The sequence below is a fragment of the Amycolatopsis sp. NPDC051045 genome, from assembly GCF_040682955.1.
Classification (GTDB): Bacteria; Actinomycetota; Actinomycetes; order Mycobacteriales; family Pseudonocardiaceae; genus Amycolatopsis.
This window is the reverse complement of sequence record NZ_JBFBCC010000008.1, coordinates 375,346-395,703: the sequence shown is the minus strand read 5'-3', so window position 1 is coordinate 395,703 and position 20,358 is coordinate 375,346. Positions and strand designations below refer to the sequence as shown.

Below are 20,358 nucleotides of genomic sequence, written 5' to 3'. Positions count from 1 at the left end.
TGCCTCACGTTTGGCCCTGCCCTGCTCGGTCAGGCCGCCACCATCCGCGTACCTCATCCACCCCTGGATAGATCATCAACCGACCACGACCGGGGACGACACGCCGAGCAAGCCATGATCAATCCCGACGGTTCAACCTCTGTAGTCATGCCGGGCCTGGCGACCACAGCTCCTTGAACAGGAACCACGAAAAAGGTAACGGGGGTCGAAGAGTTGAGTGTCCGGACGGACCAACGACGCCTGGGAATCGGCCGGGTCCTGCTGCTGGACGGGCTGCGAAGCCTTCGCGAGCAGGGTGCAACAACTGTGCGGCGGTGCACGAGCACGGCAATCCACACCGATCCTACGATCTTTACGAGAGCGTGGGGTTCCGGCGGCAGAACGAGTACGTCCGTTACCGCAAGCCGCTTGCTTGATCAACAGGTCAAACGCCGTCCGGTGCGGGTTGCCGGCCAGGCGGTTGGCTCGTCCGTGCGCGCAGGCTGAAATACGGCAGAAGTGCCTGATCAGTTCTCGCGCCGACCATGGTACCGCCATTCGGAGGATGTGCCTATCAACCGAAAGCTACGGATAGTAGGCTGGCTCCGTTGCCCCAGACCTCGGCGGCGGCGCTGCGACAAACATGATCTTGGGCGACCGAGCCGAGGTGTTGGCATGAGTGCATCGAACGCGCATCAACCACACATGTTGCGGTGGCAAGATCCGCACTCTGCCTGGCCATCCGACGCGGCGCAGCGCCGGCCGCTGATCCAGCGGAGGAAGGTTCATGCCTGAGCCAGGAGTCAAGATTCGTAAGGTCGTCGTGGTCGAAACGTCGGGCCCGGAGGACAAGGGCGAATACGTTCTTCTGCACAACAATGGTCCTGCGGATGCCGACCTTAGTGGCTGGCGTCTGGGTGACGCGGAATTACATCCCGTATTGCCATTTGTTTATGAATTCCCGTCCGGGCGGATTCTTCTGGCCGGTGCCGACCTGCGGATCCACTCCACGTCGGGCGTGGACGACGCGAAGAACCTGTTCTGGGGGCACCACGATAGTCTGGTGTGGACCAACACTCAGGACAGAGTTGTGCTCGTGGACAAGGCCGAGCAATTGGTCGACACGATGGAGTGGTTCAACAGGCCGCCGCATGGTCGGGTCGTGCGCACGGACGAGATACGAGAGGACATCGCTTCCCGCGCTGCCGCGCAGGGCTTCGGCGCCCCTCTCGGTGCTGTGCAGTGGGGGGTCCGGGAGGATGACACCGAGTTCTTCTGGCAGGAGTTCTCTGCCGGCGGTGCCATATTCCATTCAGGATTTCCTACGGACGATGCACCCGAGAAGCATGTAAACCATGTGCGGGCCGAGATCTACAAGAAGTACAAGAACTCAAGCGGTGGCGAAACCGCAAAATCTGTCAAGCAGTTCGGCCTCCCGCTCACCAGCACTGCGTCCGCATCGGTCGGGGAGGACCCGGCAATGTCTGTCCCCAACGCCCCGGGCCCGCCGTCACGGGAACCGTTCTTCAACGACTTCGAAACTTCTTCCATATATTGGAGTGAGAAAACCGGCGCGCAGATCGTGCGCGGCACAATTCGCGACAAATGGAAGGAGCTCGGCGGGTCGGACGGCCCGTTTGGGCTTCCGGTCAGCGACGAGCTGCCAGACGATGCCGTCGGCACCGACCTGCGCTTCAGCGACTTCGAGAAGGGTTCCATCTGGTCGACCCGGAACCAGGTTCGCGCGATCACGGAGATCCGCATCGACTTCGTCGGCTTCCGCTGTTTCGGCGAGGAGGAGATCGATCAGGACGAGGTGTACTTCGCGTTCGAAGCCAAGCCTCTGAATCGTCCCCGTGCCAAGGATCCGGAGGAGGGCGTATGGGTTGGCACCTTGCCTCTCGAGGGTGAACCGTATGGGGGCGTCGACAATGGGGGCAGCTACGACGCCGCCGGTGGCCAGTCCGGGGCTGCGATCACCGTGTTCCAGGGGCGGCCCGCACCGATCGAAGTCAACATCCGGGCCTGGGAACACGACAGCGGCGGCCCCAACGCGTTCCGTGACGTGATCAAGTCCGCGGTGTCCGCCGCGGCGGCAGTCGGCGCGGCGCTGGTACCGGCCGGCGCTGCGGTGTTCCTCAATCCCGACGTGCAGGAGACCGTCACCAATGCGATCAATGCGCTTGCTGGTACCGACGATGAATTCATCGGTCGCGGTCAATGGAGGATCAATTCCCGGCAGGAAATGCTGAATTTCCTGGATGGCCCGTTGATCGGTGAACCGGGCGACCACCTCCGTCGACACAAAGACTTCGACATCATAGCACCTGATGGAGACGCCTTTTACAAACCCGCGTTCAAGATTGTCCCGGTCGCATTGTAGGCCTGGAGGGGAGAAATGTCATGGACGTGCCACCCGAGGTCCTCGCGGCGAAGAACGAAACCGAGACCTTCCTCTTGGGTCTACCCGGTGTCGTGGGGGTAGGTGTCGGGCTGCGGGAGGAGAACGGCGAGATATTCGATGAGCTCGCCATTCGAGTTCTGGTCGACGATGCCGAACGGCTCCCGGAGGAACTTCCGACCGAGCTCGCCGGGGTTGGCGTGTGCGTCATCGAGACCCAGATCCGGGCGTGCTCGATCCCCGACGTGGTCCGCCACGACGAGCTGCTTGGTGGCATTCGGATCCTCCAGCCGAGCCAACCATTCGGCATAGGCACTCTTGGTGCCCTTGTCAAGGACAACGAGACCGGTGAGTTGTTGGGACTGACTTGTTTCCATGTGACGGGCATTCCTTTCCAGAGCTTCCCGGACGTGATCTGGCAGCCCGACCACCCACCTTTCACCGGAGGCGCTGTCGACCCGAACGACGCCCTCGGCCGGGTCGTCCGGGTCGACTTTCCCCAAACAGTGCCGCTACCCGGCTCACCGGTCCTGGTCGGCATGACCGACTCCGCGGTCTTCTCATTGGATAACGCGCGGGTTCCGGCGGCGGGCCGTACGTTCTCGCGGGCAATCGCGGGCGACGACACCCTGCTGCCGAACCTGACCGATGCAATCACCGCCACGGCAGGCCCTGACGCGAAGGCATTCGTCGTCAAGCGCGGGTTCCAGACCGGGGTTCGCCACGGGATCGTTCTCGACGCCCACCTGCGCTGCGCGTGGGCCCCCGGTGGGCCGAACACCCACCTTGTCGACCAGATCGAGATCCTCGGCAGGGACGGAGCCATCTTCGCCGAGGACGGCGACTCCGGGTCGTTGGTGGTGGTGGACGGTGAACCGAGCACCGCCGTCGGCCTGCTTTGGGGCATGAGCCAGAAGAGCAGGACGTCGCAGCTGGCGCCTGGCCGGAAAGGTTACCTGTCACCCATCGCCGCAGTCGAGGCCAAGCTCGGCATTTCAGTGGTCGCCTAGCTGCGGTCGAGTCCCTGCGGATGTCGACGAACGACTGTCAGGAGATCGATGATGACCAACCACGACGGTGGACGCGGCATGCTGCTGTTCGGCGATGACCCGCTGTACCTGTCGCATCTTCCGACGTTCTCCTCCCCGCACAACTTGCACGTGGTGCTGGAGGCAGGCCTCGACGACGTCACGACCAAGCTCCTCCGGACCGACCGGGCGGCGCACGGCACCGGCATCTACACGGTTGACCCGGTCGCCTTTCCGCTCGCCGATCTCAATCCCCACGGCAGCCCGGCCATGCGGACTTCGTTCGAGGGAACCCTTGCGCGCGGACACGTCGAACGCGGCGGCACCCCGATCGCCCGTGTCATCACCGTAGACATCCGGCGCGTGGTGCTGTTTCGTGAACTCGACGTCGACGCGAAGAAGCCTGAGCCGGGCCAGGAGCTGAGGTACCTCTGCTTCGGCCGGGGCGGGCGGCTGTATCTGGTCCACGAGCTGCGAACGCGGCCGAGCTTCGACCAGGTGCTGGCGGTGCGGTTCGTTCCCGACACCGTGACCACCCGCGTGCGGGCGGCGTTGGCCGACGACGTGACCGGGTTCCGATTCGATGTGGCCCAGCAGGTTGGGTTCGATCGGGACGATCTTGTCGAACATCGCTTGGCCACCGCCGACATCGCCACGGGAAAGTTCGACCTGACGCCATCACTCAGCGGCGCTCACGGCTTCAACGTCGATGTCGAGGTCGAACGGGAGCTCTACCTCGAGGTCGAGGCATTGGCCTGACCCGACAGAGAGGCCTTCTGATGTTGCCCTTCCCGGACACCCTGCCCGACCCGTTGATCCCCGACGCCGATCTCCAGGTCGCATTCGATGACACCATGACCGCGGCGGCGCAACCCTTGTCGACGGTTCCGTTCACCATCGTCGCGCTCGACGAAGCCGGCGGGCCGCATGGTTTCGCCGGACAGCTCGGCGAGGAGTTTCACTACTCGGCGAGCGTCTTGAAGGTCGCCGCGATGTATGCGGCGTTCGAGTTGCGCAAGGCGGCCAACGACCTCCTGGCGGTATTGCAACCACCCGAAGCTGATGTATTCCCGGCCTTGTCCGCCGAGTTCGACGGTGAGATCCAGTCCCATCTGGTGCCTCAGCTCGGCGCCATGAATGCGATCTTCCTGATGCCTAAATACGATCAGATCTTCGCCACACAGCCGACCGGTGCCACCGCGTCCGTAAACTTCACGCCGGCATTCTTCGGCAGCCTCCACGACGCCATCGGTTCCGGTAAGAATGCCGGCGCGGCGGACTGCATCCACAAGCTCGGCTACGGCTATCTCACGGGCGTGCTCAGCGCAGCAGGCTTCTTCGACCCAGGCATCGATCCCGATGCCGGCGACGGAATCTGGCTCTGCGGCGACTTCGGGAACGGCTTTCCCCCGAAGAAGATCGAGTCGGTCAACGACGGCCCCGTTGCCCAGGCGATGTCCACCAACCGGATGGCGCGGCTGTTCACGCTGCTCTTCGAACGCCGCCTGGTGGACCCGTTGAGCAGCGACGCCATGATGGGCCTGCTCGCGACCGCGATGGCGAACGGGCAGTTCTTCCTCAGCCTCAACGGGTCGGGGTTCGCCACATTCCAGACCAAGGTCGGACTGGGGCCCCTGAAGACCGGCACCCAGGTCGCATCGGAGGCGGCGATCCTTCGCCACATCAGCAGCGCCCGGCCATTCGTCGCCGTGTGGCAGAACAAACCGTGGACAGGTGTCCCCTCCGGCGCCCCGGTCTCCCAAATCGTAAGCGGCACACTCGACGCCTTCGTCCTCTGACTGCTCATCGCCGCCTCGGTCACCGAGCTCGAGGAAAGCCTGCTCGCCGCTCACCTGCGCAGGGTCAACACTTACGACCTCGCTTGGTGGCATCCGGCCTCGTCGCGGGCGGCGGTGTCGAGGTCGGTGGCGGTCAGGCGAAGGTGTCGGCTGTCTCGGTCGCGTCCATGACGAACGGTGCGTACCACTGGTAGTCCATCTCGGCCATCTCGCGAGCTATCGGCACGACCAGCCCGGCCGTACGCATCACGAAACGCGGAAGCTCGATCAATTTGATCGGTGGCCGGTCCGCCGCGACGGCGTAGCGCCGCGCCAGCTCGCGGATGGTGACAGCCGGTGGGGACGGCACGTGCCAGGGCCGACCCCACGCGCGTTCTTGCGAGGCCAGCGTGATGAGGGCCCGTGCCATGTCGGTGTTGACGGTGAAGGTGTGCGGCATGTCCAGGTGACCGGTGATCCAGGCCGCTTTTCCTTTCTTCAGGGCCGGCTCGATGAGCAGGGAGTAGATGCCGTTGGCACCCTTGCCGATGTAGTCGGAGCCGCGGACAGTCCCGCAACAGCAGTGATCACTACACCACTCAACGTCCCAATCACAGCGATGAGCGCAGGATCCATACACGGGAGTATCGCGGCGATCGCCGCTGGAACGAAAGGGTGCTAGGACGTCCTCCACTCAGCCTCACCGGTCACACCTACACCTGGAAACGCCGGCGGCTGCGCTCCGAAACGGTGGGACCGCAGACACGCCCCCGGGCCGCCATACTCGCCCCAGCTGAATCGGCGCTGCGTTCAGGGGCGGACGGATGGCCCTCCGAAAGAGGCCAGGTTGTTCGGCGGGGAGCCTTCACCGTTGCGACAACATGCTTGGACGCTACGCAGGTCAGACGGCGGCGACAGGCCTGGATCGTTGTCGCTCGACACGGCTGTCACTCGACAACAAGCTGGTTGGCCATCCGGCAGCTATTCTGGTCACTCCCGTTGCCGCGCGACACTGAAGTTAGTCTCCTGGACGTGGCCACCTGCCGACGTGATCAGGTGCAGCGGCCTTCGTGCTGGATGGTCTGGTCGGTCTGGTCGGTTGCGGTCGGGCGGGGCGACATGCACGCTTCAGCCGTCAATCGCCGCGGGACGACATGTGGGATCTTGCGCGACGCAGAGCGTCGACCGCGTTTGTTGTTCCCGCCGCGACTTCCCGTTCCAGTTCATCGACCTGCCCCCGCTCGACCAGCAGCTCAGCCAACCGGACGGCGGCGTGCCCGTCGCCGTTGTCGGCGCGGGCACGTAACTGCTCGACCTCGCCCTGCTCGAACAGCAGGTCCGCCAACCGGAAGGCAGGGAAGTCGTCATCACGGTCGGCGAGCTCTTGGTACAGGGCAATGGCGTCGTGGTCGCGGCCGCGGCCGCGGCGTTGGGCGTTGTCGGCGAGGCGGTTGGTGTCGTCGGGGTGGTGGTGGCGGAGGAGGGCGCCCCAGGCGGTGTCGGGAAGCGGCTCGCAACGGCGGGCAAGCAGGGCGTGCTGGTGCAGGTAATCGGCGACCCGGTAGCCAGCGACGGTACCCATGCTGGCGGGAACCGGGGCCAGCGCGGCGGTGGCGCCGTGCAGCAGCCTGGTGGCATAGTCCAGAGCGTTGTCGAGCCAGTACGGGGGTGCGGTGGCTACGTCCCGTTCGTTGAGGTAGCCGGGGGCGGCGTCGGCGAGGTAGTTGCGGGTGAGGGGTGCGTGAGCGCCGACGCGGCGGGCGTCGAGTGCGGCGGTGATGACGGCCTGGGCGTAGGGGGGTGCCTGGTTCCAGTGGCGGATCAGTTCCGGGCCTGCGGCCATCACTTGGGTGAAGCCGGCGTCCGGGGTGTCGAGTGCGACCCGGATCCGGTGATCGGTGTCAGCGAGGTCCTCGGCGCGGCGCCGCTCGTGGGCGCTGAACACGGGGGGCACGTGCAGCACGTCGGCCAGACCGAGCAGGCGCCGGTCGTTGGCACACGGGTCCGGCTGGCCGTCTTCGGGAAGCGCCACGCGTTTGCTGTGCTCGCCGGGCCAGCACGTGGCGACCAGTACCACTCCGGCCGCGATCAGCTCGCGGACCTGTCCCGCCGGCACACCTCCGGCGAAGTCGAGGTAGTCCTGCAGCTCGTCCAGCCACACCACCGTCCGCCCGGCCGGGTGCAAGGCGAACTCCCGCAGTACCTCGGCGTCGCGGGGGTGCAGCAGCCACCAGTCCGGCACCACCGCCTGGACCGCCTCGAACAGGGCGCGCGTCTTCCCAACCGAGGAGTCTCCGACCAGCAGCACGAACCCGCCCTGCTGCCCGGCCCGGGTGAGCTTCGTACGCAGGTCGGCGTCGAAGTCCCGGGGCACGTACAGCGGCAGCTCATCCTGACTCGGCTCAGACTGCGTGTGCTCGGACGGCTGGGCGGTCTGGATCGCGGCGTGCACCCCCCCGGGATGACGTCGGAGCCGACCGTCGATCGTAGTCCGGGTACGGAACCGGGGATTCCGGCGAGCCGCCGGTGCCGGGCGGTCAATAGCCGAACCGGAATGCGAGTTGGTGTTCTCGGCGACGGTCTCGGCGTCGTCGAAGTGGTCCAGCTCTTCGGCGGCCGCGATCGCGCGGGCGTCGTCGGCCTCGTCGGCCAGGTCGGCCGCCAGCTCCTCGGCGCGGCCGACGACGTCGTCGCGCAGCGCGTTGATGCGCATCTGGTTGACGGAGAAGGGGTCGGGCGTGGTCACGATGGGCCTCCACGCGGGTGCGGGCGTCGTCGCCGCGGGGTTGCGCGCCGAGCGGGACGTCGGGGCGGGCTGTAGTGGCGCGGTAGGTCGTGCGGTAGGCAGCGGCTGCGCCGGCGAGCTCGTCCCACCGGGCCGCGGCGGCCGGGTTGTCCGGGCGCGGGCCGAGCCCCGCGGTCCAGTCCGGCTGGTGCGCGGCGACGTCCTGCCGAATGGCGCACAAGTCGATTACGGCCTCGCGTGGGCGCCTGGGGAGCCGCACTGGCCGGGATCGCGTCCAGGACGACGGACGCGGATGGAACCAGGTCCACCAGCAGGCGTTCCGCCGGCCACTCCAGCAGCACCGGCGTGGTCGGCGAGGACGCAGGTACTGCGTAACCAGCGTCCGGCCCGTCATCACCAGCTGGCGCGAGAACCTCATCCGCGCCGACCTGGGGCCAGGCCCTGCGGCTTCGCTGGGTCCGCGGCTGCTCGAGCTGGTCGGCCGCTGCGACGTGAGCGGGAGCCGACGCCATCCACGACGCCTTCTTCTCCGGGGTGATCGACTAAAGGTAGCCGGGCAGCTGGGCCAGGACGCGGATGCCAATGCGGCGGCGCTGCTCGGGGTCGACGAGCCCGACGCCGTGCGGCAAGCCGCCCCGTCCGGGACGATTGACCCGCTGACGGTGTTCGTGTCCGACCGGGTCTACGCCGCGAGCAACGCGGCGGGCACGCGTTCCCCAAGACCTCGACCTCTTGCCGCGAGGCTCCGCACGCGCACCGCTTCACTGCGACGGTCGTTGGACTGGTGGCCGCCGCGGCCTCGGGGATCGACGTCCGGCAACTCGCCACGCGGCGGGATGGGCTTGGTTGAAGGTGTCAGTGAAGCGGCGAATTGTCTCTTTCGCGGCGCGGTCGTCTGGTGCTTCACCGGTGCTCCGTTCTGCCCAGTAGACGAGCGCGTTGACCGTTTGGCGGATCGTCTCGGGTCGGTATCTCGGGTACCCGGCGGTGTCTGGGTCGGTCGGGTCGTCCCAGCGGGTGATCTGGTCCTGGACGTACTCGATGAGCTTGGAGGTTGTGATCGCGTCAGCGCCGGGCTGGTAGTCGCGAGTGCGGCACCAGCACTGGTAGTGCACTAGCCGGTGGCGGTAGCACGCGAGCGTCTTGGGCGAGTACTCCCGCACCATCGACGGGCGCAGGTCACTATCGGAGCTCAAGGGACGTCTGCCAGATGACGGTGCTTGCTGGCTTAATCACGGATCCAGGGCGCCATCAACAGCGCGTGAAATCGACCGCCAGGTTCGACGAGGCGCGTTCGTCACATATGGCACGTAGGGCACTTGTTCCCAATGTCGACTAGATATGGCTGATACCCACCAGTATCAGGCCATTCTTCTATCAAATACCCGACATTGAGCGCTTGCTCCCAGGTGTCCACTGCTGCTGGTGGGGCTCGTGTCGCAGGCCACAGGGGTGGCCGCCTGCGTGGTGGGCGGGGCCCATTTTGTCGAGTCGAAGCCGCAGTCTGTGACGAAACTGAAAGCGGCCGGTTCTTGTTCGAGCTGAGCTCGCCGAGATGAATAAGCTCCGAACAGCTCTCCTGTCATCGGCTTGCTGAATCACTCGATCGACGTTACCTGGATTTCGATGGCGTCGAGGTGTTGCGGCTAGAAATTGTCAAGAAAAGCGTCGCGCGGCGCGAGGCTGACGGCCGACAACCCACCGTTGGCAGTTGGCTGGCCGCTGGCGTGGTAGCCCGTCCACAGTGGATCGGCTGGGCCGAATCTGGGCCATGTCGTGATCGGTTGCAACCGGCATCCATCGATCCTGACCAGCCAAACGCCCCGTCGTGGGGGTCGCGGGTTTCCGCAGTGTGGATGGCGGGCCGCGACGCAGTTCGAGACCTGGCCTACCGGGTCGCTGGACCGGTCAGCTCACCGGGTCCAGGCCTGCTTGGCCGGCCCGGCTGGTCCACCCTGGCTTGCCCCGACGAGAAGCGGTGTGCGGTCGATGCGCGCCGGCGTGGGGCGGCACCTCCGCCGGGACCGCGCGACGGTCCCAGCAGGCGCGCAGCCAGCGCGTCCGGCGGCCCGGGTGATAGGAATGGCCGGTGACCGAACCGAACCTGATCGAAGCCGCCGCGGCCGAGGCCGTCACGCTGACCAGCGAACTCATCCGCATCGACACCACCAACACCGGGGACCCCGACACGCTGGTGGGCGAGCGGGCGGCGGCGGAGTACGTGGCGGAGAAGCTGACCGACGCCGGGTACGAGATCACCTACGTCGAGTCGGGCGGGAAGAACCGGCACAACGTGATCGTCCGGCTCGAAGGGGCCGACCGGGCGCGGGGTGCGCTGCTGATCCACGGGCACCTCGACGCCGTGCCCGCCGATGCCTCGGAGTGGTCGGTCCACCCCTTCTCCGGCGCCATCCAGGACGACTACGTCTGGGGCCGCGGCGCCGTCGACATGAAGGACATGTGCGGGATGGCGCTCGCGCTGGCCCGGCACTACAAGCTCAACAACGTCGTGCCCCCGCGCGACCTGGTCTTCGCCTTCCTCGCCGACGAGGAGGCCGGTGGCCACTACGGCGCCCAGTGGCTCGTCGAGAACCGGCCGGAGCTGTTCGAGGGCGTCACCGAGGCGATCAGCGAGGTCGGCGGCTTCTCCATCACGCTCAAGGACGACGTCCGCGCCTACCTCATCGAAACGGCGGAGAAGGGCATCCGCTGGATGAAGCTGCGCGTGCGCGGCACCGCCGGGCACGGTTCGATGATCCACCGCGACAACGCCGTCACGAAGCTGGCCGAGGCCGTGGCGAAGCTCGGCAACCACCGATTCCCGCTCGTGCTCACCGACTCGGTGAAGGAGTTCCTCGCCGGCGTCACCGAGATCACCGGCTGGGACTTTCCCGAGGACGACCTCGAAGGCTCGGTCGCCAAGCTGGGCAACATCTCCCGGATGATCGGCGCGACCCTGCGCGACACCGCCAACCCGACCATGCTGACCGCCGGGTACAAGTCGAACGTCATCCCGTCGGTCGCCGAGGCCGCGGTCGACTGCCGGATCCTGCCGGGCCGGCTCGAGGCCTTCGACCGGGAGCTCGACGAGCTGCTCGGTCCGGACATCGAGAAGGAGTGGATGGAGCTCCCGCCGGTCGAGACGACGTTCGACGGGGCTCTCGTCGACGCCATGAGCGCCGCCGTCCTGGCCGAGGACCCGGGCGCGAAGACGCTGCCGTACATGCTGTCCGGCGGCACCGACGCGAAGTCGTTCCAGCAGCTCGGCATCCGCAACTTCGGCTTCGCGCCGCTCAAGCTGCCCGCGGACCTCGACTTCTCGGCGCTGTTCCACGGGGTCGACGAGCGGGTCCCGGTCGAGGCGCTGAAGTTCGGCACCCGCGTGCTGGACCGGTTCCTGCGCACGTCCTGATGACCGGGTTCGCGCTCGCCGACGGCACGCTCCTGCAGGTCGTCCGCCGGGGCGACCCGGCCGCGCCGGTGACCGTGGTGTTCGTCCACGGCTACGCGCTCGACCAGCGCAGCTGGGGCCGCATCGCGCCGCTGGTGCCGGAGGCGGCCGACGAGCCGGTGGCCGTGCTGACCTACGACCAGCGCGGCCACGGCGGCTCGGGGCGGCCGCGGCCCGGCACGGCGACGATGGCGCAGCTCGGCGACGACCTCGCCGAACTGCTCGAGCGCGAGGCCCCGGCCGGCCGGGTGGTGCTGGTGGGCCACGACATGGGTGGCCTGGCCATCATGTCGCTGTCGCAGCGGCACCCGGAGCTGTTCACCGCGCGGGTGTCTGGGCTGGTGCTGCTGGCGACGTCGTCGGGAACGCCGGCCGCCGAGGTGTCGGCGGCCTGGCCGAACGCGCTGGGCAAGCTGGCCCGCGACCTCGAAGCGGTGCTCGGCTCGAAGCTCTTCGGCGTCGTGCGTGAACGCACCAGCCGGGCGGTCAGCGCCGGTTTGCGCTGGTGGCTGTTCGGCGACGACCCGGACCCGGACCTGGTCGAGCTGACCGTGAAGATGATCCGCGGCAACTGGCCCCACACCGTCTCGCTGTTCCGCCCGGCGCTCGACGCGTACGCGCGCGACGCGGCCTTGGCGCAGTTCGGCGGTGTTCCGGTGACGGCGATCGTGGGGGACCGGGACCGGATCGTGCGCGCCTCCGACGTCGAGCAGTGGGTCGGCGGGCTCGCCGCCGGGACCGCGGTGGTGCTGCCCGGCGTCGGGCACGTCGTGCCGCTGGAGGCCGCGGCCCAGGTGCTGCCCCGGGTCGTCGCGCTGGTCAACGCGAGTCGCCGGAGCAGCTGAATTCACCCGGCGCGGGTGCCGGCGGCGAGGAAGATCGGCACGGCGACGAACAGCCGGTCGTCGCGGGCGCGGGTGGCTTGCTCGTCGAGCCACGCCCCTGCGCCGCCGAGGTTGGCGAGCACCGGCAGGACGGCAGCGTCGGTCCACACCAGCGTGTGCACCTCGACGGTGACGTCGGTGAACCCCGCGTCCAGCAGGAGGTTCCGGTACCGCCGCGCGATCCGCGGGTGGGGCATGCCGTCCGCGCGGGCGTGGACCATCGCGCGGGTGCCCGCGGGGTCGTCGGAGTCGATCACGAAGGTGTCCCAGTCCTGGCCGGTGAGCACCGCGCGGCCGCCCGGGGCCAGCACGCGGCGGGCCTCGGCGACGGCGAGCTCCGGCTCGGCCAGCACGTGCAGGACCTTGTCGGCGCGGTAGCCGGTGACCGAGCCGTCGTCGAGGGGGAGCGCACCGGCGTCGGCGACGTGGAACTCGCCGGCGGGCCAGCGCGCGGCGGCGACCTCGACCATCGCGGGATCGGCGTCGACGCCGACGGCCCGCACTCCGCGCGCGGACAGCTCGCCGACGGCCCGGCCGCTGCCGCAGCCGACGTCGACTACCAGTTCACCCAGCCCTTCGTAGGTGCGTTCCCGCAGGTGAACGGCCTGCGGGCGGTCGTCGAGGGCGTCAAGGAGCGTGAGCAACGTGGACATGGGGCCCATCCTGCGACTTAATGTCGGGATGAAGTCAATCGGCGAAGTGGCGGCCCGGCTCGGGCTGCCGGCCCATGTGCTGCGCTTCTGGGAGGCCGAAGGGCTGCTGACCCCGGCGCGCGTCGGCGCCCGGCGCCGCTACACCGACGCCGACCTGCACCGGGTCGCCGCGATCCTGGTCGCGAAGGAAGCCGGGTTCGAGCTCGCGGACATCCGGACGATGCTGGCCGCGCGGTCCGCCGCGGACCGCGCGGCGATGGCGGCCCGGCAGCGCGAACGGCTGCGGGAACGGATCGCCCGGGCGCAGGCCGCGCTCGAGCTGCTCGAAGGCGATTGCCCGCACGACGACATGATGACGTGCCCGAAGTACCGGAGACTGCTGGCCGACCGGCTGAACCGACAGCTCGATCGTTCTTGACAACTTCTCTGTTCGGTTGAATGCTGGGCGCATGTATCCCGTGGCGGTGATCGAGGACGCGGCGGCGGCCGAGGTGTCGCTGGACCCGATCCGGGCCCGGCTGCTGGCCGAACTGGCCGAGCCGGCTTCGGCGACGATGCTCGCCGCGCGCGTCGGCCTGCCCCGCCAGAAGGTCAACTACCACCTGCGGGCGCTGGAGAAGCACGGCCTCGTGGAGCTGGTCGAGGAACGCCGCAAGGGCAACGTCACCGAGCGGATGATGCGGGCGACGGCCTCGTCGTACGTCATCTCGCCGACGGCGCTGGCCGCGGTGCAGCCGGATCCGGCCCGCTCGCCCGACCGGCTCTCGGCGCGGTGGCTGCTCGCCGTCGCCGGACGCCTGGTGCGCGACGTCGGCCTGCTGATCACCGGCGCGGCGAAGGCGCGGCAGCGGGTGGCGACGTTCGCGCTCGACGGCGAGGTGCGGTTCGCCTCCGCCGCCGACCGCGCGGCGTTCGCCGAGGAGCTCACGGCCGCGGTCACCACGCTGGTCGGCAAGTACCACGACGAGACGGCCGAAAAGGGCCGCAACCACCGGGTGGTCGTCGCCGTGCACCCGAGCGTCCCGGAGGAGCCCGCCCGTGGGGCATGAGTTCGAGGCGGTCGACACCGCCGAGGTCGGCGCGACGCCGGAACAGGTCTGGGCAGCCATCGCGACCGGGCCCGGCATCGATTCGTGGTTCATGGGCCGCAACGAGGTCGAAGGCGGTACCGGCGGCGTGGTCCGCGGCGCGTTCGGCGCGTACCGGCCGGAGTACCGGATCCGGGACTGGGACCCACTCGAGCGGCTCGTCTACGGCAGCGAGACCGCGCCGGACGGACGGCGGATCGCCTACGAGTTCCTCATCGAGGGCCGCGACGGCGGCAGCGCGGTGATCCGGTGCGTCACCAGCGGCTTCCTGCCGGGCGAGGACTGGGAGGACGAGTTCGAGGCGATGACGCTGGGCGGCGCGCTGTTCTTCCGCACCCTCGTCGAGTACGTCACGCACTTCGCGGGGCGGACCGCGGTGCCGGTGACGGCGTTCGGCCCGCCGGTGGGGGACTGGGACGCGGCCTGGGCGCGGCTGGACACGGCCCTCGGCCTGTCCGCACGGCCCGCCGAGGGCGACCGGGTCCGGCTGGAGCCGGGCGGCCGGGAGGGCGTCGTCTACGCCGTGAACGACCACGCCGTGGGCGTGCGGACCCCGGACGCGATGTACCGGTTCCTGCGCGGTTTCCACGGCTCGATGGTCGCCGGCCACCACGTGTTCACCCCGGGCGCGGACCCGGCGCTCGAGGAGAAGGCCTGGGGCGAGTGGCTGAACCGGGTGTTCGGCTGACGGACCGGCAAAACCGCTTGCCCGCGCTGCCAAGATCGGCTCATGGACCGGCCCACGCTGCGCACCGAGCGGCTCACGCTCGTGCCACTCGCCGACGAACACCTCGAGCACGAGGTCGAGCTGGACGCCGATCCCGAGGTGATGCGGTACCTCACCGGCCGCGCCATGACCCGGGCGGAAACCGAAGCCGCGCACCGGCGGCGGCTCGCGGCGGCCCGGGACGGGCTGGGGTTGTGGGCGGGCTTCGCCGAAGACGGGTTCGTCGGCTGGTGGCTCCTGCGCCCACCCCACGGCCCGGACCAGCCGGAGGTCGACGGCGAGGCCGAACTCGGCTACCGGCTGCTGCGGGCCCGGTGGCGGCAGGGATACGCGAGCGAGGGAGCGCGGGAGCTCGTCCGGTACGGCTTCGCCGACCTCGGGCTCGACCGCATCTTCGCCCAGACCATGGCCGTCAACACCCCGTCGCGCGCGACGATGACCGCGTCCGGGCTGTCGTTCGCCCGGGCGTTCGTCTCCGCCGGCACCTACGACGACCCCCTGCCCGGCACCGAGCAGGGCGAGGTCGAGTACGAGATCACCCGGGCCGCCTGGCGGGAACGGCTAGGTCGGTAGCCCGCCGGGGAGGCTCTGCGCCGTCTTCTTGCGGCGCAGCCAGACCCGGCGCGTGCCGTCGGCGTAGAGCCGCACGGTGCGCAGTTCCCAGCCCGCGAACTCCGCGTGGATGGAGAGCTGGATCGCCGCCGCACGCCGGGACACGCCCGGGGGGAGGTGCAGACGGCGATACTCCCAATCCCCTTCGACCACCGCCTCGCTGACCGCTGTCATGGCTGGATCACCTGGGTCCCTTCTCCGGCGGCCGAGCCGACGATCACCCGGCCGCTCTTCTCGTCCACCCCCACCGAGTCCGGCTGGCGCACGGTGGGGAACCGGTACTTCTCCACGGGCTCGCCGCCGCGGACGTCGAACCCGGCCACTTCGTTGCGCGCGGTCAGCGTCACCCACGCCAGGCTCCGCGTCGCGTCGTAGGCGATCCCGTACGCCCCGCCGGGCACCGGGTACCGCTGGCGCAGGATCAGCGGACCGGCCGAGAACGCCAGCAGCGCGCCGGCCCGCGCGTCGGTCACCAGCACCCGCCCGTAGGAATCGGCCACCGCGTTCGCGGCGCCGTCCCCGGCACGCAGACCCTCGCCGACCTTGCCGCCGGCGACGTCCACCGAGAACACCGCCGTCCGCAGCCGGTCCAGCACCACCACGCCGTCCCCGGTGTCGACGACGTCGTCAGCGCTGTAGAGCTGCCCGCCGATGGTCCGCGCCGGACCCGCGGCCGGCAGCACCTGGATGTCCTTCGCCGCCCCCATCGCCACCAGCCGGTCCGGCCCGTAGGCGATGCTCGACGCCGGCTGCCCGCCCGTCTTCGTCTCGGCCAGCTTCCGGTCCGGCAACGTCAGCTGCTGGACCACACCGCGGCCCGGCTCGGCGATCTCGACCCGCCCCGGCGTCACGGTCAGCTTCCCGGCCTTGCTGTATAACGGCATATTCACCGGGGGTGACGCGAGCGCGTTCAGGTCGTACAGCCGCAGCGATGGCGGCTCCGAAACCGCAACGACGAGGGTGGCCGTCTTCTCGTCCACGGCGACGGCCGACACCGATCCGGAGCCGAGCACCTGACCGGCGGGCCGCACGGTCACCGCGGGGGAGACGGCCGGGCGCGCGGCGACGGGGTTCGCCACGATCTGCAGGTCGTCGGTGGTCGACTTGGCCGACGAGCAGCCCGAGAGCACCAGGACACCGGCGAGCGGGAGCACGATCCACGACACGGCGGCGAACCGACGCACGTTGCTGCCTCCAGGTGTCCCTCGGCGGGCGGTCTTCACCAGCATGCTCCTTGATCCCCGTGCCGTCACGTGCGTGTCACCGAACAGACACCTGGTGCTCATCGCGGCCAGCGTTCGGGGTAGCCGACCTCGATCGCGCTGACGTCGTCGAGCGCGGACCGGATGGCGGGCGGGAGGGTGATCTCCTCCGCCGCCAGCGAACCCGTGAGCTGGCCGGTGTCGCGCGCGCCGACGACCGGGGCGACCACACCCGGCCGGTCGCGGACCCAGGCCAGCGCGACGGCCAGCGGCGACGTGCCCAGCCCGTCGGCGGCGGTCGCGACGGCCTGCACGATCCGGGCGGCCCGGTCGTTGCGGTGGTGCTCGACGTACCCGGCGTAGGCGCTGTTCGCGCCGCGCGAGTCGGCCGGCGTCCCGGTGCGGTACTTGCCGGTCAGCACGCCGCGGCCCAGCGGTGCCCACGGCAGCAGCCCGATGCCGTGGTGCGCGGCCGCGGGCACGACCTCGCGGTCCACCCCACGTTCCAGCAGCGAGTACTCGACCTGGGTGGAGACGAGGGGAGCGACGGCGGAGGCGCCCGCCGCGGCGGTGGCCAGCTGCCAGCCGGCGTAGTTCGAGACGCCGACGTAGCGGACCTTCCCGCAGGTCACGGCGTACTCGAGGGCGGAGAGCGTCTCGGCGAGGGGCACGCAGTCGTCCCAGGCGTGCAGCTGCCAGAGGTCGATGTGGTCGGTGCCGAGGCGTTTGAGCGAGCCGTCGAGGGCGGTGAGCAGGGCGCCGCGGGAGGCGCCGCCGCCGAACGGGCCGTCGGTGCGGCGGGCGACCGCCTTCGTCGCGAGGACGACGTCGTCGCGGGGCACGAGGTCGCCGAGCAGCGACCCGAGCACCCGCTCGCTCTCGCCCTCGCCGTAGATGTCGGCCGTGTCCACCAGGGTGCCGCCGGCGTCGACGAAGGCGACCAGCTGGCTGGCCGCCTCCTCCGCGTCCGTGTCGCCACCCCAGGTCATGGTGCCGAGCGCCATCCGGGAGACGCGCAGTCCCGAGCGGCCGAGCAGTCGCTTTTCCACGACCGCCGAGCCTAGTGGGCGGCCCGGTTCCGGGGAGACCAAGGTGAGTCGTGTCGCGATCATGGCCCCCGTTAGGGTCGGGCCCCGTGCGACTCGGACTGAATCTCGGCTACTGGGGAGCGGGGAACGACCCCGCGAACCTGGCCCTGGCGAAACAAGCGGACGAACTCGGCTACGCGGTCGTGTGGGCCGCGGAGGCCTACGGCTCGGACGCGGTCACCGTGCTCTCGTGGATCGCGGCGCAGACCTCGCGGATCGACGTCGGTGCCGCCGTGCTGCAGATCCCGGCGCGCACCCCGGCGATGACCGCGATGACCGCCGCGACCCTCGACACGCTGTCCGGCGGCCGGTTCCGGCTCGGCCTCGGCGTGTCCGGCCCGCAGGTGTCCGAGGGCTGGCACGGCGTGCGCTTCGCCTCGCCGGTGGGCCGCACCCGTGAGTACGCCGAGATCGTCCGCACGGCCCTGCGCCGCGAGCGCCTGAAGTTCGAGGGCGAGCACTTCACGCTGCCGCTGCCGGACGGGCCCGGCAAGGCGCTGCGGCTGACCGTCCGTCCCGCCCGCAAGCACATCCCGCTCTACCTGGCCGCGATCGGCCCGAAGAACCTGGAGCTGGCCGGCGAGATCGCCGACGGCTGGCTGCCGGTGTTCTTCTCGCCGGCGCACGCGGGGGAGCAGCTGGCCCACGTCCGCGCCGGTGCCGAGCGGGCCGGCCGCACGCTGGACGGCTTCGACGTCGTCCCGTCCGTGCCGCTCGTGCCCGGTGCGGACTGGCGGACCTGCGCGGACGCCGTGCGCGGCTACGCGGCCCTCTACCTGGGCGGGATGGGGAGCAAGGAGAAGAACTTCTACAACCGGCTGGCGTGCCGGATGGGTTTTGCGGCCGAGGCCGCCGAAGTGCAGGAGAAGTACCTGGCCGGCGACCGGGTGGGGGCGATGGCGGCGGTGCCGCCGGAGTTCCTCGACGCGACGTCGCTGCTGGGTCCGAAGGAACGGATCGCGGAGAAGATGAAGGAATACGCCGAAGCCGGCGTGACGACCCTGTCAGTGTCGCCGTACACGCCGGAGCCGGCCGAGGCGCTGTGCACCGCCGTCGAGGCGCTCGAGCTGGCGGGGGTGGCCTGACGTGGGCTGGTTCGAAGCACTGGTGCTGGGCCTGGTCCAGGGCCTGACCGAGTTCCTGCCGATCTCCTCGAGCGCGCACCTGCGGATCGTGGCGGCGCTGGCCGGCTGGGACGACCCGGGCGCGGCGTTCACCGCGGTCACCCAGATCGGCACCGAGCTGGCGGTGATCATCTACTTCGGGCCGAAGATCGGGAAGATCCTGCGGGCCTGGTTCTTTTCGCTGTCCAAGCCGGAGTGGCGCCGCGACCCGGACGCCCGGCTGGGCTGGCTGATCATCGTCGGTTCGCTGCCGATCGTGGTGCTCGGGCTGCTGCTGCAGGATCAGATCGACAGCGCGTTCCGCGACCTGCGGATCACCGCGACCGTGCTGATCGTGTTCGGCGTGATCCTGCTGGTCGCCGACCGGATCGGGAAGCAGGACCGCACGCTGGACGATCTGACCGTGCCGCACGGCCTCGGGTTCGGCTTCGCGCAGGCGCTGGCCCTGATCCCGGGGGTGTCGCGCTCCGGCGGTACCACCAGCGCGGGCCTGTTGCTCGGCTACACCCGCGCCGAGGCGGCGGAGTACTCCTTCCTGCTGGCGCTGCCGGCGGTGTTCGGGTCGGGTGTGTACAAGCTCAAGGACATCGGCTCGGGTGACGTGCCGGCCCAGTGGGGCCCGACGATCCTGGCCACGCTCGTCGCCTTCGGCGTCGGCTACATCGTGATCGCCTGGCTGATGGCCTACATCAAGAAGCGCAGTTTCGTGCCGTTCGTGGTGTACCGGCTGGTTCTCGGCGTGCTGCTGTTCGTGCTGATCTTCGCCGGCGCCCTGGACCCGAACGCCGGCCCCGTCGGGCACTGAGATCCCGCTGATCTCCCCGCGTGGGGACCGCTTGATCGGTCCCCACGTAGGGTGGGGCCCGTGAGTACGGTCATTCTGCTCCGGCACGGCAAGTCGACGGCCAACGGCTCCGGCGTCCTGGCCGGGCGAGCCCCGAAGGTCAACCTCGACGACACCGGCCGCGCCCAGGCGGAGAAGCTGGTGGCGCGCCTCGACGGCGTGCCGCTGGCCGGGCTCGTCGTCTCGCCCATGCTGCGGTGCAAGCAGACCGTCGGCCCGCTGGCCGCCGCGCGCGGGCTCGACAAGGTGGTCGAGCCCGGGTTGTCCGAAGTGGACTACGGCGACTGGACGGGCAAGGAGCTCAAGCACCTGGCGAAGGAGCCGCTCTGGCGGGTCGTCCAGGCGCACGCCTCGGCCGCGGTGTTCCCCGGCGGCGAGGGCCTCGCCCAGATGCAGGCGCGGTCGGTGGCCGCCGTCCGCGCCCACGACCGGCGGATCGCCGCCGAGCACGGCGACCACGCCGTCTGGCTGCTGTGCAGCCACGGCGACGTCATCAAGTCGATCCTGGCCGACGCGCTCGGCCAGCACCTCGACGCCTTCCAGCGGATCGTGGTCGACCCGGCGTCCATCTCGGTCGTGCGCTACACCGAGACGCGGCCCTTCGTCATGCGGGTCAACGACAACAGCGGCGACCTGCGCGGCATCGTGCCGCCGGAACCGAAGCCGAAGCGGGGCAAGAAGGCCGGTAAAGACGCTGTGAGCAGCGACGCGGTGGTGGGCGGTACCACCGGCCGGTGATCCTGGCCACCTCCG

At 69.5% G+C, this 20,358-nt stretch carries 19 protein-coding genes; 13 read left to right on the top strand and 6 right to left on the bottom strand.

What is annotated here, in order from left to right; all coding sequences use genetic code 11:
- The first annotated feature begins 766 nt into the window (after nucleotides 1–766).
- Genes AB0M80_RS21835 through AB0M80_RS21820 form a run of 4 tightly spaced genes read left to right on the top strand, consistent with a single transcriptional unit; the run spans nucleotide 767 to nucleotide 5,207 of the window.
- Nucleotides 767–2,362, top strand: a complete 1,596-nt coding sequence (locus AB0M80_RS21835; RefSeq protein WP_364567620.1) for a lamin tail domain-containing protein — start codon at nucleotides 767–769, stop codon at nucleotides 2,360–2,362.
- Between the two features lie 20 nt (nucleotides 2,363–2,382).
- Nucleotides 2,383–3,390, top strand: a complete 1,008-nt coding sequence (locus AB0M80_RS21830; RefSeq protein ID WP_364567617.1) for a hypothetical protein — start codon at nucleotides 2,383–2,385, stop codon at nucleotides 3,388–3,390.
- A 51-nt stretch (nucleotides 3,391–3,441) separates the two neighbouring features.
- Nucleotides 3,442–4,167, top strand: a complete 726-nt coding sequence (locus tag AB0M80_RS21825) for a hypothetical protein (protein WP_364567614.1) — start codon at nucleotides 3,442–3,444, stop codon at nucleotides 4,165–4,167.
- 20 nt (nucleotides 4,168–4,187) lie between these two features.
- A complete protein-coding gene (locus tag AB0M80_RS21820) occupies nucleotides 4,188–5,207 on the top strand; it encodes a hypothetical protein (protein ID WP_364567611.1) in 1,020 nt (339 codons plus the stop codon).
- Between the two features lie 133 nt (nucleotides 5,208–5,340).
- Here AB0M80_RS21820 and AB0M80_RS21815 read toward each other — a convergent pair whose 3' ends face one another.
- Together AB0M80_RS21815 and AB0M80_RS21810 are read right to left on the bottom strand one after the other, a co-directional pair.
- Nucleotides 5,341–5,880 (bottom strand): hypothetical protein, encoded by a 540-nt coding sequence (locus tag AB0M80_RS21815; protein ID WP_364567608.1) that lies wholly within the window; start codon nucleotides 5,878–5,880, stop codon nucleotides 5,341–5,343.
- A gap of 441 nt (nucleotides 5,881–6,321) precedes the next feature.
- Nucleotides 6,322–7,932: a hypothetical protein gene (locus tag AB0M80_RS21810; protein WP_364567605.1), complete on the bottom strand. Its 1,611-nt coding sequence runs from the start codon at nucleotides 7,930–7,932 to the stop codon at nucleotides 6,322–6,324.
- A 2,089-nt stretch (nucleotides 7,933–10,021) separates the two neighbouring features.
- On the opposite strand from AB0M80_RS21810, the gene AB0M80_RS21805 reads away from it, so the two are divergent.
- Nucleotides 10,022–11,344 (top strand): M20/M25/M40 family metallo-hydrolase, encoded by a 1,323-nt coding sequence (locus AB0M80_RS21805; RefSeq protein WP_364567602.1) that lies wholly within the window; start codon nucleotides 10,022–10,024, stop codon nucleotides 11,342–11,344.
- Nucleotides 11,344–12,228 carry an alpha/beta hydrolase gene (locus tag AB0M80_RS21800; protein ID WP_364567599.1) on the top strand — a complete coding sequence of 295 codons (885 nt, stop codon included), beginning with the start codon at nucleotides 11,344–11,346 and terminating at the stop codon, nucleotides 12,226–12,228. The genes AB0M80_RS21805 and AB0M80_RS21800 overlap by 1 nt, the downstream gene beginning before the upstream one ends.
- Before the next feature lie 2 nt (nucleotides 12,229–12,230).
- On the opposite strand, the gene AB0M80_RS21795 is transcribed toward AB0M80_RS21800, so the two are convergent.
- Nucleotides 12,231–12,920, bottom strand: coding sequence for a methyltransferase domain-containing protein (locus tag AB0M80_RS21795; RefSeq protein WP_364567596.1), 690 nt, complete (start codon nucleotides 12,918–12,920; stop codon nucleotides 12,231–12,233).
- Between the two features lie 28 nt (nucleotides 12,921–12,948).
- Here AB0M80_RS21795 and AB0M80_RS21790 point away from each other — a divergent pair, with 28 nt between their 5' ends.
- Genes AB0M80_RS21790 through AB0M80_RS21775 form a run of 4 tightly spaced genes read left to right on the top strand, consistent with a single transcriptional unit; the run spans nucleotide 12,949 to nucleotide 15,308 of the window.
- The gene (locus AB0M80_RS21790; protein ID WP_364567593.1) at nucleotides 12,949–13,338 is read left to right on the top strand and encodes a MerR family transcriptional regulator; all 390 of its coding nucleotides are present in this window, start codon (nucleotides 12,949–12,951) and stop codon (nucleotides 13,336–13,338) included.
- Between the two features lie 31 nt (nucleotides 13,339–13,369).
- Nucleotides 13,370–13,969: a helix-turn-helix domain-containing protein gene (locus tag AB0M80_RS21785; RefSeq protein ID WP_364567591.1), complete on the top strand. Its 600-nt coding sequence runs from the start codon at nucleotides 13,370–13,372 to the stop codon at nucleotides 13,967–13,969.
- Nucleotides 13,959–14,696 (top strand): SRPBCC domain-containing protein, encoded by a 738-nt coding sequence (locus AB0M80_RS21780; RefSeq protein WP_364567588.1) that lies wholly within the window; start codon nucleotides 13,959–13,961, stop codon nucleotides 14,694–14,696. The genes AB0M80_RS21785 and AB0M80_RS21780 overlap by 11 nt, the downstream gene beginning before the upstream one ends.
- A gap of 42 nt (nucleotides 14,697–14,738) precedes the next feature.
- Nucleotides 14,739–15,308, top strand: a complete 570-nt coding sequence (locus AB0M80_RS21775) for a GNAT family N-acetyltransferase (protein ID WP_364567585.1) — start codon at nucleotides 14,739–14,741, stop codon at nucleotides 15,306–15,308.
- On the opposite strand, the gene AB0M80_RS21770 is transcribed toward AB0M80_RS21775, so the two are convergent.
- The 3 genes from AB0M80_RS21770 to AB0M80_RS21760 all read right to left on the bottom strand — a co-directional run bounded on the left by AB0M80_RS21770 (nucleotide 15,297) and on the right by AB0M80_RS21760 (nucleotide 17,598).
- Nucleotides 15,297–15,521, bottom strand: coding sequence for a DUF5703 family protein (locus AB0M80_RS21770; RefSeq protein ID WP_364567582.1), 225 nt, complete (start codon nucleotides 15,519–15,521; stop codon nucleotides 15,297–15,299). The genes AB0M80_RS21775 and AB0M80_RS21770 overlap by 12 nt on opposite strands.
- Complete coding sequence (locus AB0M80_RS21765) at nucleotides 15,518–16,531, bottom strand: hypothetical protein (protein WP_364567579.1); 1,014 nt, start codon at nucleotides 16,529–16,531, stop codon at nucleotides 15,518–15,520. The genes AB0M80_RS21770 and AB0M80_RS21765 overlap by 4 nt, the downstream gene beginning before the upstream one ends.
- Nucleotides 16,532–16,629: 98 nt before the next feature.
- Nucleotides 16,630–17,598: an aldo/keto reductase gene (locus AB0M80_RS21760; protein WP_364567576.1), complete on the bottom strand. Its 969-nt coding sequence runs from the start codon at nucleotides 17,596–17,598 to the stop codon at nucleotides 16,630–16,632.
- Nucleotides 17,599–17,684: 86 nt separating this feature from the next.
- Between AB0M80_RS21760 and AB0M80_RS21755 the strand changes: the two genes are divergently transcribed.
- From AB0M80_RS21755 to AB0M80_RS21745, 3 genes are read left to right on the top strand one after another with little or no spacing between them, the layout of a single operon-like run.
- Nucleotides 17,685–18,722 carry an LLM class F420-dependent oxidoreductase gene (locus AB0M80_RS21755; RefSeq protein WP_364567573.1) on the top strand — a complete coding sequence of 346 codons (1,038 nt, stop codon included), beginning with the start codon at nucleotides 17,685–17,687 and terminating at the stop codon, nucleotides 18,720–18,722.
- Nucleotide 18,723: 1 nt separating this feature from the next.
- A complete protein-coding gene (locus AB0M80_RS21750) occupies nucleotides 18,724–19,566 on the top strand; it encodes an undecaprenyl-diphosphate phosphatase (protein WP_364567570.1) in 843 nt (280 codons plus the stop codon).
- A gap of 60 nt (nucleotides 19,567–19,626) precedes the next feature.
- Nucleotides 19,627–20,343, top strand: a complete 717-nt coding sequence (locus tag AB0M80_RS21745; RefSeq protein ID WP_364567567.1) for a histidine phosphatase family protein — start codon at nucleotides 19,627–19,629, stop codon at nucleotides 20,341–20,343.
- Nucleotides 20,344–20,358: the final 15 nt, after the last annotated feature.